Origin of the sequence: Tessaracoccus defluvii, from assembly GCF_014489575.1 — a bacterium.
Taxonomy (GTDB): domain Bacteria; phylum Actinomycetota; class Actinomycetes; order Propionibacteriales; family Propionibacteriaceae; genus Arachnia; species Arachnia defluvii.
In genome coordinates, this window is the sequence record NZ_CP060789.1 from 3,336,601 (window position 1) to 3,353,258 (window position 16,658).

Annotated in this window: 16 protein-coding genes; 9 read left to right on the forward strand and 7 right to left on the reverse strand. The window is 72.3% G+C overall.

Annotated elements, in window-relative coordinates; genetic code table 11:
* Nucleotides 1-12: 12 nt before the first annotated feature.
* The 9 genes from H9L22_RS15765 (at nt 13) to H9L22_RS15805 (ending at nt 8,977) form a co-directional block, all read left to right on the forward strand.
* Nucleotides 13-561, forward strand: coding sequence for a GNAT family N-acetyltransferase (locus H9L22_RS15765; RefSeq protein ID WP_187720732.1), 549 nt, complete (start codon nt 13-15; stop codon nt 559-561).
* A gap of 32 nt (nt 562-593) precedes the next feature.
* A complete protein-coding gene (locus tag H9L22_RS15770) occupies nt 594-1,259 on the forward strand; it encodes a DNA alkylation repair protein (RefSeq protein ID WP_187720733.1) in 666 nt (221 codons plus the stop codon).
* Nucleotides 1,260-1,322: 63 nt separating this feature from the next.
* On the forward strand, nt 1,323-2,300 hold the full coding sequence (locus tag H9L22_RS15775) for a hypothetical protein (protein WP_187720734.1): 978 nt from the start codon (nt 1,323-1,325) through the stop codon (nt 2,298-2,300).
* A gap of 79 nt (nt 2,301-2,379) precedes the next feature.
* Complete coding sequence (locus H9L22_RS15780) at nt 2,380-3,105, forward strand: hypothetical protein (protein WP_187720735.1); 726 nt, start codon at nt 2,380-2,382, stop codon at nt 3,103-3,105.
* Nucleotides 3,105-4,916: a hypothetical protein gene (locus H9L22_RS15785; protein ID WP_187720736.1), complete on the forward strand. Its 1,812-nt coding sequence runs from the start codon at nt 3,105-3,107 to the stop codon at nt 4,914-4,916. Before H9L22_RS15780 ends, H9L22_RS15785 begins: the two co-directional genes overlap by 1 nt.
* 4 nt (nt 4,917-4,920) lie before the next feature.
* Entirely contained in the window at nt 4,921-6,183 is a 1,263-nt protein-coding gene (locus H9L22_RS15790; RefSeq protein ID WP_187720737.1) for a sensor histidine kinase, read from the forward strand.
* Complete coding sequence (locus tag H9L22_RS15795) at nt 6,180-6,830, forward strand: response regulator (RefSeq protein ID WP_187720738.1); 651 nt, start codon at nt 6,180-6,182, stop codon at nt 6,828-6,830. Before H9L22_RS15790 ends, H9L22_RS15795 begins: the two co-directional genes overlap by 4 nt.
* Before the next feature lie 90 nt (nt 6,831-6,920).
* Nucleotides 6,921-7,802 carry an ABC transporter ATP-binding protein gene (locus H9L22_RS15800; RefSeq protein WP_187720739.1) on the forward strand — a complete coding sequence of 294 codons (882 nt, stop codon included), beginning with the start codon at nt 6,921-6,923 and terminating at the stop codon, nt 7,800-7,802.
* On the forward strand, nt 7,799-8,977 hold the full coding sequence (locus H9L22_RS15805; protein WP_187720740.1) for an ABC transporter permease: 1,179 nt from the start codon (nt 7,799-7,801) through the stop codon (nt 8,975-8,977). The genes H9L22_RS15800 and H9L22_RS15805 overlap by 4 nt, the downstream gene beginning before the upstream one ends.
* A gap of 67 nt (nt 8,978-9,044) precedes the next feature.
* Here the strand turns inward: H9L22_RS15805 and H9L22_RS19880 are convergent, their stop codons facing one another.
* The 7 genes from H9L22_RS19880 to H9L22_RS15840 form a co-directional block, all read right to left on the reverse strand.
* Nucleotides 9,045-11,711 carry a LysM peptidoglycan-binding domain-containing protein gene (locus H9L22_RS19880; RefSeq protein ID WP_187720741.1) on the reverse strand — a complete coding sequence of 889 codons (2,667 nt, stop codon included), beginning with the start codon at nt 11,709-11,711 and terminating at the stop codon, nt 9,045-9,047.
* 27 nt (nt 11,712-11,738) lie between these two features.
* Nucleotides 11,739-11,921, reverse strand: coding sequence for a hypothetical protein (locus H9L22_RS15815; RefSeq protein ID WP_187720742.1), 183 nt, complete (start codon nt 11,919-11,921; stop codon nt 11,739-11,741).
* 66 nt (nt 11,922-11,987) lie between these two features.
* Entirely contained in the window at nt 11,988-12,869 is an 882-nt protein-coding gene (locus H9L22_RS15820) for a hypothetical protein (protein WP_187720743.1), read from the reverse strand.
* Complete coding sequence (locus tag H9L22_RS15825) at nt 12,866-13,723, reverse strand: type II secretion system F family protein (RefSeq protein ID WP_187720744.1); 858 nt, start codon at nt 13,721-13,723, stop codon at nt 12,866-12,868. Before H9L22_RS15825 ends, H9L22_RS15820 begins: the two co-directional genes overlap by 4 nt.
* Entirely contained in the window at nt 13,714-15,153 is a 1,440-nt protein-coding gene (locus H9L22_RS15830) for a CpaF family protein (protein WP_187720745.1), read from the reverse strand. Before H9L22_RS15830 ends, H9L22_RS15825 begins: the two co-directional genes overlap by 10 nt.
* Nucleotides 15,150-15,944 (reverse strand): hypothetical protein, encoded by a 795-nt coding sequence (locus H9L22_RS15835; RefSeq protein ID WP_187720746.1) that lies wholly within the window; start codon nt 15,942-15,944, stop codon nt 15,150-15,152. The genes H9L22_RS15830 and H9L22_RS15835 overlap by 4 nt, the downstream gene beginning before the upstream one ends.
* Nucleotides 15,944-16,588 carry an SAF domain-containing protein gene (locus H9L22_RS15840; protein ID WP_187720747.1) on the reverse strand — a complete coding sequence of 215 codons (645 nt, stop codon included), beginning with the start codon at nt 16,586-16,588 and terminating at the stop codon, nt 15,944-15,946. The genes H9L22_RS15835 and H9L22_RS15840 overlap by 1 nt, the downstream gene beginning before the upstream one ends.
* Between the last annotated feature and the right edge of the window lie 70 nt (nt 16,589-16,658).

Genomic DNA, 16,658 nt, shown 5'->3' on the forward strand with positions numbered 1-16,658 from the left:
TAGGGTTCCGGCATGGAGCGCTTCCCTGACGACATCATCGGCTTCGACCGCGGCCGGCTGCGGCCGCCCGGCGAGGCGGACCTGGGCGACATCCGCGACGCGTGCAACGATGTCGACATCAGGGCGTGGCTGCCGCTTCCCGTCCCGTACACCCTCGAGGACGCACGCCAGTTCGTGGAGTACACCGCCGCCCAGCTGGAGTCCGGCCGCGGCATCGAACGCGCCGTCGAGTCCCAGGGGCGGCTCAGCGGGATGATCGGGCTGATGGAGACCAACTGGAAGGTCGGGACGACGGTGGCGGGCTACTGGCTGGCGCCGTGGGGCCGTGGCCGTGGGCTGATGACCACAGCGCTGTCGGTGATGACGCAGTGGGCGTTCGACCAGGGGCTCCACCGCGTAGAGGTGCGCATCGCCCAGACCAACCTCCCGTCACTGGGGGTTGCCCTGCGCTCCGGTTTCCGGATCGAGGGGGTCTCGCGGGCGTCGCAACGCATCGGGGACGCGCTGGTGGACATGGTGATCCTCAGCCGGCTCGCCTCCGACCCGGTGCAAGTGCTGTAGCGGAGCCTACGCTGGTGCGTGAAGGAGTACCCATGACCGACACCACAGTCTCCGACCTGCTCGCGGAGCTCGCCACGCTCGAGGATCCGAAGATGCGGGCCATCAACGAGAAACGCGGCGACGACCACGGCGTCAACCTCACGAAGCTGCGCGGCATCGCCAAGCGCCTGGGCCGCAACGACGACCTCGCCCGGCGGCTCTGGGCGACGGCCGTCACCCCGGCCCGACTCCTCGCCATCCTCATCTCGCGGCCGAAGTCGTGGACCGCCGACGAATATGACGCGATGCTGCGCGAGGCCCGGGCCCCGAAGGTCATCGACTGGCTCGTCGGCTACCTGGCGGGCAAGAGCCCCGATGCGGAGGCGCTGCGGGTGCGCTGGCTCGCCGACACCGATCCCGTCGTCGAGGCGGCCGGCTGGTCCCTGACCGCCAACACCGTCGTCAAGCGGCCCGAACTCCTCGACCTGCCGGCCCTGCTCGACGTCATCGAGGCCGACATGGCGGACGCCCCGGAACGCAAGCAGTGGGAGATGAACTCGACCCTCGCCCAGATCGGGATCACCACCGAGCCGCTGCGGGAGCGGGCCATCGCCATCGGCGAGCGTCTCGGGGTGCTGCGCGACTACCCGACGCCCCCGAACTGCACGTCCCCGTTCGCGCCCAGCTGGATCGCGGAGATGGTCCGCCGCAACGCCTGACGCGCCTCCGCTGACCGGCCAACCGGATGCGCCTCCGCTGCTACCGTGAGGCCGGAGGTTGGCATGGACTGGTTCTCAGCGATCACCGGATTCGACGAGCGCGTCGGCTACGACGAGGTGCAGCGTCGGCTCAGCGTCGTCGACGGCCGCCTCCGCTCGACGCACAGCGACCGGGCCCCCCGGGTCGGGACCCTGGAACTGGTGTCGGTCGCCGAACTGCGTGCCCGGGGCGACGCGACCGGTGGCGCGGCGGGGGGACCGAACCGCACGGGCGTCGTCGTCGGTGAGGCCCGCGGCCTCCATCGCGATCCCCGCTTCGAGGGTGCGCTGATCCAGGCGGCGTCCCAGTTCAATCTGCTGGAGATGGTGGGGCCGTCCGTCACGCCGGAGGCCGGGGTCACCGGCTACGCCCACGATCACACCCAGGGCCCGGCCTGCGCGCTGGCGACCGGCGCGGCGACGATCTTCCGCAACTACCTGGTGCCCGTCGACGGTGTTCCCGGGCAGCGGAGCGACCGTCAGCTCGACGGGCTCGCCGACCTCGGCGCGGCTCTCGCAGCCGCGACTCACAGGCCGATCGGGTCGCTGTGGACAATGTCCAACGGGTACGCGCTCGTCACGTCCGGGGGCCTCGACGCCATCGCCGACCACCTTGCGGGGCTCGGGGAGGAGGATCTCGATCGACTGCGCGGGCTGCTGCGCATCGGACTGGTCACGGACGCGGAGGTCACCGACGTCACCGAGCGTGAGGTGCTGGTCAGTCAGGCCTACTGCTCCGGGCTGCCCGTGCGGTACTCCGACCACCCGGATCACCCGGGCTGGGAGCCGTTCGCCCGGCTCGTCCTCGAGGCCACCTACGAGGCGACGCTGCTCGCGGCCATCGCCAACGCCCGCCGCGGCGTCTCCGCCACAGTCCTGCTGACGCGGGTGGGCGGCGGGGTATTCGGGAACCGGTCCGAGTGGATCGACGACGCCGTGGCGCGGGCCCTCGCCGTGGTGCCGGACGCCGGTCTCGAGGTCCTGACGGTGCGCCGGGGCTGAACCCGCGCCCAGGGGGCCAGGGCCGTCGGCCCCCTCGGGTGGTTGACTGTGGCCACCACAGCAAGCTTCGAGGTGAGTAATGTCCGGGTACTTCGACGACGACGCGTTCGACGACGCTCTTCCGGCCCCCAGCTTCGGAGCCGACGATCCCGAGGAACCCGCCCCCGCGCCCGGCGACGGAGGCTTCTCCGATCGCGGCAGCGTGGTGCGCGTCTGGGTGCAGGACTCCCGGCTGGTCAACGTGCGGGTATCGCCGGTGTGGTTCCACAAGGCCGATAGCCCTGAGCGGTTGGCCGCGTGCTTCCGGGAGGCGCTGGCGCAGGCCGCCGTCGAGGTGCCCGACCTGCCCGAGGAGGAGCCAGAGGACGAACCGGAGACGGGCACCCCCGGCGCCCTGGGGCTGAGCGGTGAGGCGGAGGCGATCCTCGCGCAGCTCCCGCCCTGGAACGCGACCACACTGGCGGCGTTCCGGGAGGCGGCCGACGACCTGGAGGGGCGCCTGGATGCCGCTCTCGGCGTGGATCCCCCGGAACTGGTCGCCCGGCCCGCGACCGGCACCTCCGAGGGGGTCACCGTCCACCTCGACGAGGGCGGCAAGCCGTGCGCGGTGGAGTTCGACGAGGACTGGCTGGACGACGTCCAGGCCGGCGACATCGTCACCCACGTGCTGCGGGCGGAGGGGCTCGCGCGGGCGACGTCGGCTCCCGCCGAGCCGGTCAAGGACGACGTCGACGACCTGCTCGAGGAGCGTGACGCGTTGCGCGCCGCCTGGCGGGCGTGGGCGGGCCTGGGGAGGGAGACGTGATGACCACCGCTGAGGAGGCCTGGGACGACCTGTTCCGCCGCGCCGCGCAGAGCCGATTCGCCGGCGTCACCGCCGAGACCGACGACCTGATGGGGGCGGCCGACCTGCGCGAGGGGTCCATCAACCCCAACTCCGGGAGCAAGGCGCCGGGTGCCGGGGCGGGCGGCCCGGGCATGATGCCGCCGATGATGGGCATGGGCGGAGGAGGTGGAGGGGGCGGCGCGGCCGCTCCGTCCGGAGGGCTGGGCGCCACGACGGCGACCGCGGCACCCGAGCCTGCCCCCGGCGTGCGGGTCGCCGCGATGCAGCTGCTGGAGGCGCCGACGGCGGCCTCGGCCGGACCCGGCGCCGCGGAGGCTGAGCCGGGTGACCTCGGCGGGATGGGCGGCGGCAGTATCGGCGGTGGCGGCGGAGGCTCCCTGCCGGAGCCGGACCTCGAGGGTGCGGCCGGATCCGACAGCGGACCGGAGAACCAGGAGGGTGGCCCGGCCGGCGACGGGTCCGGCGTCACCGATCCGGCAGGCGGAGGACCGGCTGTGCCTGGCGGGCCGACGACGCCGGGCGACTTCTCTGTCGATCCGGACCGGCTCCGTCGCGCCGCCGACCGCTGGTACGCGCTGAGTGACCACGTCCGCGTCAACGGCGAGATGGACGTCCCCGACACCTACGGGCTGCTGAAGTCGGCGCCCGTGCCGGGGCTGGGGCCGAGGCGACGGCGTGGGCGCAGGGCGCCAGCGCAGAGTTCCGGGCCGTCGGTGACGCGTTGGCGAAGCTCGCCGACGCGTACCTGGCCAATGAGGAGACCGGCGCGGCCCTTGCGGGCGAGGCGCTGGCGGAAGGGGAGGCGTGAGATGGCGGGCAACATGAGGATCGGCTACGTCGCGGCGCGACGGGAGCAGGTGGGCAATGCCGTCGCCGCGGTGCAGTCGCACGCTGTCGCGGCCCGGCGGCCAGTGCTGCTTCCGACGGATGTGGCGTCCCGACTGGTCCGGCACCTGCGGGACAGCGAATACCTGCTCAGCGTGCTGCGGGCCCAGGACGAGGCGGAGGCCGCGCGGATCACGGCGGAGCTCGGCCAGTTCGCGCCGACCGTGGCGGTCGGTCTCCTCGGCCGCCGCATCGCCGACTACGGCGGCGGCATCGTCGCGCGGGCCGGGAGGCTCTGGGGGAAGGTGGACAGGCTCGCCCACGAGATCGGGCAGCAGGCGGAGGCGCCGTCACTCCTGCAGGACGCGGCCGGCAGGTGGTACGACGGCGTCGGCCGACTGACCGAGGCCATGACCGAGCTGGAGGAGCTGAAGGCGCTGGAGGGCTGGTCGGGTGAGGCGGCGGAGCGGTACGGGCTCACCAGCGCCGTCCAGCGGGCAGCCACGCAGGAACTCAGCGGGGTGACGACGGCGGTCGGGGATTCGCTGGAGGAGACGGCGCTGCTGAACTCTGCGTTGCAGGACGCGGCGGCCGACGTGCTGGGCGACCTGCGGCTGGAGCTGAAGGCGATCAAACGGCGGATCCAGGCGACGCCGGAGCGGGTGCGGCTGCAGCGGGCCTATCCGCGCACGACGGCGGCGGTCGAGGCCCTGCGGCAGGCGCTTCCCGCGCTGCGCTCGGTCCGGGAGGGACGGCCGGTCGAGGGGCGGCTGGACGATCTGTGCCAGGGTGTGGAGTCGACGAAGGTGGCTCCGGCGGTGCTGTCGCTGGGCTCGTGGCCGAGCGGGCCGGACAAGGCGGGGTGGAGCCGAGAGACCCGAACGAGGTGGGCCGCGGCCGCCAGCCCGCCCGGAACGGGTGACAGACGGCCCCCGCTAGAGTGACCACGTGATTGCCCAGCGGGTCTCCGACTTCTTCGGGACCGACGACGACTACGTGCGGGCCCGGCCCGATCGGCCGTGGCGGACCGACTGGGTCATCGCCCTCGTGCTCAGCGTCATCTCGATGTCGGTCGTCATGTACCTGCGCGACGTCAACGCCGACGCGCACGAGTTCCTGCCGATCGGCTGGTCACTCGTCGCGATCACGACAGCCGGCCTGCTCATCACCTTCCGACGGGCCTTCCCCATCGCCGTGCTCCTGCTGGCGAGCGGGGTGCACTACATCGTCTTCGGGATCACGCTGCCCGCCGTCGTGTCCGTTGCGAGCATGCAGATCCTCTACTTCCTCGGCATCTACACGGCCATGGCCTATGCCCGGCGGCGGCACACCCTGATGCTGTCGATCATCGCCGTGCTCTTCGCCATGGTGGTGTGGCTCGTCGTCGCCGACAGCTACGCGCGATCCGTGCAGCCGGATGACTTCAAGCCGACGCTGTGGTTCTACATCGGGACGGCCGTCATGAACCTCGGCTTCTTCGGCGGCGCCATCTGGCTCGGCAGGCAGGCCTGGCTCCAGGCGAAGGTCAACCATGAGCTCGCCGAGAGTCAGAGGATCGTCCGCGAGCAGGGCGAACGCCTCGCCGCCCAGGCCGTCGTCGCCGAGCGGCTCCGCATCGCGCGCGACCTGCACGACTCCGTCGCCCACCACATCTCACTGATCGGCGTCCAGACGGGAGCAGCCAGGCGGGCGATGGCCACGAAGCCCGACGTGGCCGCGCAGGCGATGCAGGAGGTCGAGGCCATGTCACGCGACGCGGTCGCCGAGTTGCGCGGCATGCTCGGCTCGCTGCGCGACGTCGCCGAGGACGGCTCCGGCTCCCGGACCATCGACGCGCTCGCCTCGCTCGCCGAGGAGACGAGCGGGAACGGTCTGGTGGTGGGCTACCAACTCGTCGGCGACCCCACCCTCGCCGCAGCGATGACCCCGATGCAGGCGAGCCACCTGCTGCGCATCGCGCAGGAGGCGCTGGCCAACGTGCGGAGACACTCGACGGCGAGCGAGGCCCGCATGGTGGTGCGGCTCGGCGAGTCCATCGAACTCGAGATCACCGACAACGGCCGCGCCGTCCCACACACGACGGGAACCGGGCTCGGCCACGTCGGCATCCGCGAGCGGGTCGCCGCGCTCGGCGGAACCGCCGAGATCGGCCCGCGCTCCACGCGGGGCTACCGGGTCCGCGTCACCCTCCCACGGAAGGCCGGAGAATGATCCGCGTCGCCCTCGTCGACGACCAGTCCCTTGTGCGGAGGGCATTTTCACTGATGCTGAGCATCGAGGACGACATCGAACTCGTCGGTGAGGCCGGCGACGGCGAGGCCGCGGTCGCCCTCGCGGCCGAGACCCGCCCGGACATCATGCTGATGGACATCGAGATGCCGCGCCTCTGCGGCCTCGAGGCCACCCGTCGGATCCGGGAGGTGGGGGCGACCCAGGTGATCATTCTGACCACCTTCGACCGGGACGACTACCTCTTCGAGGCGCTCGACGCCGGGGCCGCCGGATTCCTCCTGAAGAACTCCGAACCGGAGCGACTGCTGGAGGCCATCCGTACCGTCTCCGAGGGCGGGGCCCTGCTCGCCCCCGAGGTGACGCGGAGGGTCATCGCCCAGGCCGTCAACGGGAGGCGGGCGGACACCCTCCCGGAAGAGGTGCAGCGTCTGACGGAGCGGGAACTGGAGGTGCTGCGGGAGATCGCTGCCGGCCACAGCAATGCGGAGATCGCGGCCCGCCTCTTCGTCAGCGAGGCGACGGTGAAGACGCACGTCTCCGCCACCCTGAACAAGCTGGGCGTACGCGACAGGGTCCAGGCCGTCATCTTCGCCTACGAACACTCGCTGGTCGGCCGGCGCGACTGACCCATCTCATCCGATCGGATGAGACGGTGGGCGGAAGATGCTCCGCGCGACGGATGCGCTGCGGGCCACTGATCCGCCAGGCTTGATGGCATGTTGGACATCGACTCCGTCACCAGAAGATTCGGCGACCTCACAGCCCTCGACAACGTCTCCTTCTCCGTCCCCGACGGCGCCTTCACAGGCTTCGTCGGCGGCAACGGTGCGGGAAAGACGACGACGATGCGCATCATCATGGGCGTCCTGGCGCCGACCGCGGGCGAGGTGAGGTGGAACGGGCAGCCGCTCACCCGCCAGGACCGGGCCGAGTTCGGCTACATGCCGGAGGAGCGGGGCCTCTACCCGAAGCAGCCGATCCTCCCGCAGCTCGCGTTCCTCGGGGAACTGCACGGGATGGACGCCCGCGACGCGCGGAACGCGGCGAAGGAGCTCCTGACCCGCTTCAACCTCGGCGACCGGACGAAGGACAAGCTCGAGAAGCTCTCGCTGGGCAACCAGCAGCGGGTGCAGATCGCGGGCGCCGTGATCGGCGACCCGAAGGCGCTGATCCTCGACGAGCCGTTCAGCGGCCTCGACCCGGAGGCCGTCGACGAGATGTTCACGCTCCTCACCGAGTTCACGAAGCGCGGTGTGCCGGTGCTGTTCTCCTCCCACCAGCTCGATCTCGTCGAGCGGCTCTGCGACCAGATCGTCATCCTCAGCAAGGGCACGGTCGTGGCCGCCGGCACCGTCGAGCAGTTGCGCAACGTCGGCGACCGGCAGCACCGCATCGTCGCGGGCGGCGACCTCGGCTGGCTGCGTGGAAGGGACGGCGTCCACGTCGTCGACCTCGACGGCCCGGAGGCCGTCATCATCTTCGCCGATGACGGCGCCGCCCAGTCGGCCCTGGCCGAGGCGCTGAGCCGCGGCCCCGTCCACTCCTTCGGCCCGATCGTGCGGCCGCTCAGCGACTACTACAGGGAGGTCACCCGATGACTGCCACCGCTTCATCCACGCAGAGGAGGTCCCCGCGGTCGGCGTGGGTCATCGTCGCGAAGCGCGAGATCCTCTCCCAGCTGCAGAGCAAGGCGTTCTGGGTGGGGACGCTGTCGACCATCGCGATCGTCGTCGTCGCCTTCTTCGTCTCGACGCTGATGGGCACCGGCGCCGGCGACCCCACCAGAATTGCCGTCACCTCGGAGCAGGGTGCGGCCGTCGTCGCGCAGGCCCAGCAGGACGGCCGCAACGTCGAAGCGGTCCGGGTGGACCCGGCCAGCGTCGAGCAGACTGTGCGCGACGGCGAGGCCGACGCGGCGCTGACCTTCTCCGAGACCGGGGGGTGGACCCTGGCCGTCATGAGACTGATGGACACCCCCGACCTGAACGAGGCCGTCCGGACCGTCCAGATCGAGAGCAATGCCATGGCGGCGGGCGTCGACCCGTCGGCGATGCTGGCCAACAGCACCGTCAGCGTCGTGCCCCTCGACGGCGACGAATCGGGGGCGATGGCCATCTTCGTCGCCACCTTCGCCTTCTCGATCCTGTTCATGCTGTCGGCTGTCAGCTACGGCATGCAGATCGCGCAGAGCGTCGTCACGGAGAAGGAGTCCCGCATCGTCGAGATCCTCGCCGCGGCCGTCCCGATCCGCTCGCTGCTCGTCGGCAAGGTGGTCGGGAACACGTTGATGGCGCTCGGGCAGGTGCTGCTGTTCGTCTGCACAGCGCTGGTCGCCCTGTCCTTCAGCGAGTACCGCTCGATGATCGCCCTCATCGCCCCGGTCGCGGGCTGGTTCACGCTGTTCTTCCTCGTGGGCTTCGCCTCGCTCGCCTGCCTGTGGGCGGGTGCGGGCGCCATGGCGACCCGGGTGCAGGACCTGAACCAGACGACCACGCCGCTGACCATGGTCGTGATGCTGGTCTACTTCGGCGGAATCATGGCGAAGGGCACCCTCGCCGAGATCCTCTCCTACGTGCCGATCGCCTCCACGGTGATGATGCCGGGCCGGCTGTTGACGGGGGAGGCGGGCTGGCTCGAGGCGCTGCTCGCGCTCGCCGTGTCGGTGGGTTTCATGGTCGTCGCCATCTGGTTCGGGGTGCGGATCTACCGCCGCGGGCTGCTGCAGACCAACGCGGTGATGTCGTTCAAGGACGCCTTCACCAGGGCGAGCTGATCACGCGAACCGTGCAGCGCGGCCCCACCCCGATCGGGGTGGGGCCGCGCTGGCATGTGGGGCGACTCTACGGCCCGGCTGTCGCCCGGGTGACGCCGAGGTGGATCGCCCGCTGGACCCGGCGGGCCAGCTCGACCGGCAGGTCGCGCCCCGTGGATCGCGTCGAGCGGTTGAGGGCGACGATGGCGCGCTGCAGCTCGTCGTGTCGACCGGCCGCTGCGAGGGCGTCGATCTCCCGCACGGCGAGCAGGTCGCTCTCGGGGCTCGCGAGCCGCGCCCGACCCACCGCCCACAGGGCCATCTCCTGGTCGTCGTGCTCGAGGGCCCGGTCCGCCAGGACGCAGGCGGCGTCGACCACCGTCGAGACGATGTCGGCCTGCAGCTGGTGGGCCCAGTGCCACTGGAAGGCGCGGCTCCCGAAGGGCTCGCCGCGCACCAGCCGGAGTGCCTCCCGCAGCGAGGCACCCGTCGCCACGTTCACCCCGCCGGCCAGGAGCGCCTGGAACTGCTCCCAGTCGGAGGAGACCCGCGGATCGAGGCGGATGCGGCCGGAGTAGGCGTCCGGCAGGTAGGCGACCCCGTCGTCGGCGGTGCCGAGCCAGGTGCGGAGCCGGCTCATGTTGGAGCGGCGGGTGGTCTCGGCGACCAGGAGGTCGTCGGTCATGGTCGCGGCGGTGGATCCCGGGTTGGCCAGCAGCCAGGCGCAGTACTCCATGCACTGGCCGGTGGCGCGGTTGGGTTCGTCGCCGGCGGTGGCGAGGAGCTCGACCTCCCCGAGCAGCAGCAGCGTCGGATGGACGGGGACGGCGTTCGGTGGTGGCATCGGGCGCTCCTCGGATGGCACGCTGCGGGTGAGGGGGAGCACGTTGGGCGGCATCGCCGGGCGGTGCCACCAGGGCGCGGCCTCGGTGTCGAGCGAGCCGGTGACGGCGAACAGATCAAGCAGCGCGTGGCGGGCCGGATCCGGGAGCAGTTGCGGTGCGAACGTCCGGCCGTCGAGGGTGGCCGTGTCGTCGTCCACCCGGATGACGGCTGCGGGCAGGTGGGGCGGCGCGGCCGTGCGGCCGAGGACGGCGACGCCGACCTCGCCCAGGGCGAGCGCGTCACCCACGCCGTCGAGTTCGGCCGCAGTCAGCGAAGCGAACACGTAGACGACGCCGTGCCAGGCGTCGCCCTCCGGACCGCGACGGCGTGAGGCGAGGGTGTCGGCCCCGAGCGCCAGGCGCCGCTCCGAGCAGGTCCGCAGCAGGTGCCGGAGCCCTGCGTCCGCGTCGGGCAGGCCGGACACACGGGGATCGTCCAGGGCGTTCGCCCACGCCGGGTCGCCCACCACGACCAACTCGACGGTGTCGGCCCAGGGGGCGCACGCGAGTGTCGTGATCGTCGCGCCCAGCAGTTCGGCGGCGCGCGGGCCGGTGGCGAGGGTGAGCCGGCGGGCCTCGAGATCGACCGTGACGGGCGTCTCCCCTTCCCAGCCGACGACCACGGTGGTCGGGGTGGCGTCCTCCGGGACCTGCTGGTCGTCGTCCTCGGCCCGCCGGGCCAGTGCGGTCCAGAACGCGGCGGTGCGCGGCGATGCCGGAATGAGCCGCCTGCCGATGGCGCGGGCGAGCAACTGTGCGCGTCGCCGGGTGGCGACGACGCCGATCACGCCACCGGCCAGGAGCGAGCCGACGGCGGCAGCCGCACCGACGGGGGCGAGGTCCGCCGAGCCGGTCTGCACGTCGGGCTGCGACACCTGGCCGGCGGGGTCCGGTCGCGCCGTCGCGACGGCCGGCGTCGCCGTCGGCGGTGCGGGCGTCGTGGGTGGCGCGGGCACGGTGGGGGGAGTACCGGGCTGGAGGTCGGTCGGGGAGGTCGGCAGGCCGGGCGGGGAGGTCGGCAGGCCGGGCGGGGCGGCGACCGGAGCAGGCGGCGGCTCCGGGGCGGCGGCGGGCACCGGCCCCGCGGGGGTGGCCGCGTCGGCGGGGAGGGCGAGGACCCAGCCGGTGTCGATTTCGTCGGGATCGGCGATCTGGTCGCGGTTCAGCTCGAAGATCTCCGGCCAACGGGTCGGATCGCCCAACTCGCTGTCGGCCAGATCCCACAGGGTGTCGCCACGCTGGACGACGACCACCTGATCGGTGGGGGCGGGTGCCGGAGCAGCCTCGGGAAGCCGTAGCGTGCTGCCCGGTTCGAGCCGGGCGTTGACGTCGAGCCCCGGATTGAGATCGGCGATGACCCGCCAGCGCTCGCCGGCGCCGAGTTCTGCCTCGGCGACGGACCACAACTCGTCGCCCGGCTGCACCACGTACCGGCGTGCCCCGTCGGCGGAGGCCTGCACCGGGGTGGCCGTGACGACGGCAGAGGAGACTCCCTCTGGGGGAGGGGCCGCGATGTCGACCGGATCGGCGACGGCCACCGTCGCCTGCGGCGCCGCGACGGCAGCGAGGATCAGGGCGGCCACCGCCGGCCGTGCCCAGGCCGTGCCCGGGACGCGGATCCGGATCCGCGCCCGGCTGGCGAGCGAGATCGCCTCAGCGATCACCGTCAGCGCCAACCATCCCCACGCCAGCCAGGCGACCGCACCGAGCAGCGCCAGCAGCAGCCGGCTCTCCAGAGCCACGGTGAGGGCTGTGCGCCAGTCGGCCTCGAGCAGATAGCCCGGCTCGGTGAACCGGGCGAGGAACCACGGCACACCGAGCAGCAACACGCCCAGCAGCAGCAGCGCCCCGAGGGCGCGCAGGGCCCTCATCGCCGTCCCCGATCCGCCCCGGTCATGTCACCGGGGCAGCCGGTCAGTGACGTAGAGGGTGATCGCCGTGACGATGACGACGGCGATGGCCGCGGCCCCGGCCAGCAGGATGGCGTTCTCCGTGCTCTGGCTGAGGCCCCGCTCGTCCGGCTTCCGTGGCCCCATGACGAGCAGCACGATCAGCCCGACAGTGCGATTCAGTGACGACATGTGATCCTCCTTGTAGTGGTGATAGGTACGGATCGGACGGATCCACCGCCCGTCCACAGGTTTTCTCTAGGGGCCACCCAGCAGCGGCAGCAGGGCAGGGACGAGCAGCGCGACCCCCAGCAGCAGGGCCGGCAGGGTCATCCAGAGCGTCATCGACTCGCTCGCCTCCTGCGCCTCCGACTTCTGCCTGGCCAGGTGCGCGTCGCGGAGCTCCCTGACGCGGGCCTGCAACACCTCCGACAGACCGGCTCCCTGCTCCTCGAGCTGCATGATGTCGGCGAAATCGGTCAGCTCAGGAACGCCCCACTCGACGGCGATGCGCCGCAGCTCCTCCCAGGGCTGCGCCTGCTCCATCCTGGCCCGCTCCAGCCCCGCCGAGATGCGGCGGAAGAGAGGCGAACCCGAGACGGTGGCGGCGCTGGCGGCTGCCTGCGCGGCGGAGGCGTTGGCGAGTCGTTCCAGCACCACCAGGTCGAAGAACGTGTGGATGCCGTCGGTGGCCGACCGCCGTTGCTGTTCGGTGCCGCGGCGCAGCCGGAGGTCGGCGATGAACCAGCCGATGATGCCGCCGCCGACGCAGGCCAGCAGCGGGATCGCGGTGTGGGCCCCGCCCGTGACGGTCGAGATCAGCAGCCAGGCGCCGGGCAGCAGGGCGCCGGTCACGGTCCAGACCAGCTTCTCGATGAAGAAGTCGCCAGGGGTGCGGTCCTGCAGCTGGAGCTGCCGCAGTTGGGCGTCGGTCAGGGGGAGCCGCAGCCGGCGCCACGCCCGCTCACCCCACCCTTCCAGGCCCTCGACGGGCGCGGCGGGCGGAACCGGTGAGGTCGGCCGTCGCTCCAGCACCGCGAGGGCGTCGCCGAGCCGCAACGGAGGGGTGAGCGATCCCCGCACGACGAGGAAGACGCCCAAGCCCACCGTCATACCGGCGGCGACCAGCCAGCCGATCATGGCGAGCTCCGGAGGAACCTCGGCGCCATCGGCGGCACCGTCTTGCGGCGGAGGATCGCCAGGCAGCCGAGGTAGGTGGCGGCCAGCACGGCCGCGATCGCCTGCCCCACGGGGGTCGCGTAGGCGGCGAAGAACCGCGGGTTCAGCAGGAGCATCGTCATCAGGACACCCAGCGTGATGATCGTGACCTGCCGCACCACCGCCCGCGGCTTCGCCCGCTCGGCCGACACCTCCCGCAGCGCCCGCAGCCGGTCCTGGATGGAGTCGGACAGGGCGCCGAGTGTCGCCCGGGCGCCCGCGCCGCCCCGTGAGGCTGCGATGCTGAGCGCCGCGATGACGGCGTCGGCGTCAGCCGATCCGAGGTCGTCGGCCGTGCCGTAGAGGGCGTCGCGCAGGGTCCAGCGCTGGTCGAGCCGCAGGCACAGCCGGGCGACGGGCTCGCGCAGCACCTCGGGCACCTGGCGCCGGGTGGCGAGGATCGCGTCGCGGATCGACCGGCCCGACGACAGCGACGTCGCCAACAACCGCACCCAGCGGTCGAGGCCGGCGAGCACCTCGATCTCCTTGCTCGGGGGCGCCGTCAGCAGGAGCGGCACCACCACGAGCAGCACCGGCACCAGCACGACAGCCAGCGGCCACCGGCCCACGAGGGCCGTCACCACACCGGCGATCAACGCGCCGGCGAACCAGGCGCGCCGGCGCAGGGACTGAGTTGTCCACCACCGATGCGCCCTTGTCCACAGGCCTGTGGATGGCGCTGTGGACGGCGGGACCCTCCGCAGCATGCCGGCCAGGATGAGCGTGATCCCCAGCCCGACCATGGCCCCGGCCGTCGCGGCCGCCGTCACGCCCATCGCTCGGCCCTGTCGAACGCGGCCAGCTCCTCGGCCATGCCTGCCTCGGGCTGGAACAGCTCGGGCGAGGTCTCGGTCGCGGCCCGGTAGACCAGATGGGTGCTGGGGCGACCGCCCTCGACCGAGCCGGTCAACTGCCGCACCTCGGAGACGTAGCGGTGCCGGATCCCGCCGCGCCAGGCGTCGTCGCGGAGGGTGACGTGCACGATGAAGTTGATGTGGTGGGCGATCTGCCTCAGGGCGTCGTCGATCGACATGACCTTGCCCTGGGCTACCCGGGCGGCGAGGCGGTCGATGGTGGAGGCGGCGGAGTGTGAATGGGTAGTTGACAAGGTGCCCGCCCCGGACTGCATAGCCTCGAACATTGCGCCCGCCTCGGCGCCTCGGACCTCGCCGACGACGAGCCGGGTCAGGTTCTGCCGCAGCGCCTCTGGGATGAGGTCGGCGACGGTGTAGGAGCCGAGTGCGGAGTCGCCGTCGCGCTCGCCCATCCCGATGCGGGCCTGCAGCGCCAGCACGTTCTGGCGATGGTCGAGCAGGTGGGTCAGTAGTTCGTAGTCGGTCTCGAGGGTGCCGAACCGCTCGCTCGGATGGATGGCGGCGATGAGCGCCCGCAGCAGCGTCGTCTTTCCGGCGCCCTGGTCGCCCGAGATGACGATCGACTTGCGGGCCAGCACCGCCGACTGCAGCAGCCGGGCGAGACGGCCGGGCAGCATGCCGTCCTCGGCCAGGTCGGCGAGGGTGACATCGGTCAGGAGGTGCTGCCGGAGCACCACACTCGGCCGGTATGACAGTCCAAAGCCGATGGCATGGAGCCGGAACCGGTCGCCGAGGGCGAGAGTCATCGTCGGGTGGAGGTCGTCGAACGGGCGCGGGGGCGTCGCCGTCTCACCCAGGAACCGGATGGCCTCGACGAGTTCCTCGTCGGTGTCGGCGATGGGCGGATGGGCCTCCCTGTGGCCGTCGCCGTACTGGACCATCACCTGATCGCAGCCGTGGATCTCGATGTTCTCGGCGTCGGGGATCTCGAACAGCGGCTGCAGCCGGCCGTAGCCGAAGATGGCGTTCTCGACGGCGGCCGCGTAGCGCGCCTCCAGTTCGATGGGCCACAGGGCCTCGCCCGACTCGCTGAGGGTCTGGGCCCTGGCGTGAACGACGGTGCGGATGATCGCCCGCCCCTGCATCCGACGATCGGCCTCGGGGATCGGGCGCCCGCGCGACTCGAGCCACTCGGCAGATGCCCGTCCGATCAGTTCGGCGGCCTCGCGGCGCAGGCTGACGACCAGCTGCCAGTCGACGTCAGTCACGACGGCGAACGCCCTGGCCGGCCGCGGCACCGTCCCATGCTCCGGCTCGTGCGCGGCCTCGTCGGTCACCAGCCCCAGCCGGCCCAGCGCGCCGGAGAGGGGAGGAAAGTCGGTGGTGCTCATCGGTCCACCCCGGCGGCGACCACGTCCCTGGCCCGGATCAGCCGGTCCTGCAACATGGAGGCCTGGGACCGGAACCGGCCCATGTACGACGACGCGGCGAACCGTCTGGGCTCGGGTTCGCCGTCGCTGAGGACGGCGGCCGCCTTCGGATCCCACGGAGCCTCCACCCAGGCGGGGAGCGCGAACTGAGCCGCGATCTCCGCCGTCGAGTAGGGCCGATCGGGGCCGACGACGGCGAGTGCGGCGGGAACCACCGCGTTCAGGGTGCGGAGCTGGTCCTCCAGCGTCGGCAGGTGGATGTGAGCGGCGGCCAGGGAACGGAGGCTGGAGCGGACCCCCACCAGGACCGCGTCGGCGGAGGCGAGCAGCCCCAGCGGCAGCCCGCTGTTGCCGATCCGCCCGATGTCGACCAGCACGTCGGCCCCCTGCCCGTCGAGCGCGCGCACGGCCTCGCCGAACGCGGGCCAGACGTGCTCGAACAGGCGGGCCGCGCCCGGTGTGGTGAATCCAGGCAGGAACCGGCGCTGCACGTCGCCGCCCTCGACCAGCGGCAGCGTCTGGCGCCACAACTCGGGCGCGAGGAGGGTGCCCTCGCGGTGGAGCTGGGCGAGCCGCATCATGCCGCGACCCCCGTGGTCCATGCCCCTCAGGTATCCGGCCTGGATACTCTGCGCGGGCTCCCTGTCACCGTCGACGAGCAGGACATGCCGTGGCCACGTCAGGGCCAGGCCGAGCGCCGTGGTGGTCACGCCGGGAGCCCCGGTCGCGGACGCGCACACCACGACGGCCATCACACACCGCCCACCAGCACCAGCGCGACCTGGTCGCCAGCGGCGAGCCGAGCCACCAGGTCCGCCTCCGCATCGGCGACCCGCACGTCGAGGGCGAAGCTCGTGCCATCGTCGAGCAGCGAGGGGGCCCGCGCCACGACGGCGTCGACGGTGGTCTGCGTGCCGTCGCCGACCCCGACGACGCGCACCGCAGTGCCGGGCGGCAGTTCGGTGGCCGGCAGCTTCCCGATCGGCAGCCGTAGGCCCACGAGCGTCTGCCCGGCGGGCAGCGGCTCCGCGCCGACGTGCCTGGCCAGCGGGAAGGCTCCCTTGGGCAGATCCATGAGGGCCCGCTCGCCGACGAGCGAGGGAAGGTCCGCTGCCGGCATCCCCTGGACGCCGGAGGAGGCGGGCAGTTCGATGACGGTCAGGTCGCCGTCGCCGATGACATCGCCGCGTCGCACGTCGGCTGCCATGACGACGAGGGGGACGACGTCGTCGCCGGATCCGACCAACGCAGCGGCGCCGATGCCGCCCCCGGCGACCAGGAGCAGACCCAGCGCGATGAGGCGGGGGCTGCGGCGGGCCCGCAACTGCACGGTCTCGGGGCGAGGGGTGGTGGGCGGGGTGAGGTCAGGCTTCGTCGGCCGCTGCGGTTTGTGCATCGGTGCCTCCTTCCCCCATTGAGAGTTCGGAGACTAATTGCGAGGAGGGGCAATGGGAAGGTGTCCGTGG

What these genes read in the sequence shown, in the direction of transcription:
- H9L22_RS15840 (WP_187720747.1), bottom strand. Translation starts at nt 16,588, where the DNA reads ATGCACAAACCGCAGCGGCCGACGAAGCCTGACCTCACCCCGCCCACC.
- H9L22_RS15785 (WP_187720736.1), top strand. Translation starts at nt 3,105, where the DNA reads ATGACCACCGCTGAGGAGGCCTGGGACGACCTGTTCCGCCGCGCCGCG.
- H9L22_RS15765 (WP_187720732.1), top strand. Translation starts at nt 13, where the DNA reads ATGGAGCGCTTCCCTGACGACATCATCGGCTTCGACCGCGGCCGGCTG.
- H9L22_RS15780 (WP_187720735.1), top strand. Translation starts at nt 2,380, where the DNA reads ATGTCCGGGTACTTCGACGACGACGCGTTCGACGACGCTCTTCCGGCC.
- H9L22_RS15800 (WP_187720739.1), top strand. Translation starts at nt 6,921, where the DNA reads ATGTTGGACATCGACTCCGTCACCAGAAGATTCGGCGACCTCACAGCC.
- H9L22_RS15835 (WP_187720746.1), bottom strand. Translation starts at nt 15,944, where the DNA reads ATGGCCGTCGTGGTGTGCGCGTCCGCGACCGGGGCTCCCGGCGTGACC.
- H9L22_RS15805 (WP_187720740.1), top strand. Translation starts at nt 7,799, where the DNA reads ATGACTGCCACCGCTTCATCCACGCAGAGGAGGTCCCCGCGGTCGGCG.
- H9L22_RS15775 (WP_187720734.1), top strand. Translation starts at nt 1,323, where the DNA reads ATGGACTGGTTCTCAGCGATCACCGGATTCGACGAGCGCGTCGGCTAC.
- H9L22_RS15815 (WP_187720742.1), bottom strand. Translation starts at nt 11,921, where the DNA reads ATGTCGTCACTGAATCGCACTGTCGGGCTGATCGTGCTGCTCGTCATG.
- H9L22_RS15830 (WP_187720745.1), bottom strand. Translation starts at nt 15,153, where the DNA reads ATGAGCACCACCGACTTTCCTCCCCTCTCCGGCGCGCTGGGCCGGCTG.
- H9L22_RS15770 (WP_187720733.1), top strand. Translation starts at nt 594, where the DNA reads ATGACCGACACCACAGTCTCCGACCTGCTCGCGGAGCTCGCCACGCTC.
- H9L22_RS15820 (WP_187720743.1), bottom strand. Translation starts at nt 12,869, where the DNA reads ATGATCGGCTGGCTGGTCGCCGCCGGTATGACGGTGGGCTTGGGCGTC.
- H9L22_RS15795 (WP_187720738.1), top strand. Translation starts at nt 6,180, where the DNA reads ATGATCCGCGTCGCCCTCGTCGACGACCAGTCCCTTGTGCGGAGGGCA.
- H9L22_RS19880 (WP_187720741.1), bottom strand. Translation starts at nt 11,711, where the DNA reads ATGAGGGCCCTGCGCGCCCTCGGGGCGCTGCTGCTGCTGGGCGTGTTG.
- H9L22_RS15825 (WP_187720744.1), bottom strand. Translation starts at nt 13,723, where the DNA reads ATGGGCGTGACGGCGGCCGCGACGGCCGGGGCCATGGTCGGGCTGGGG.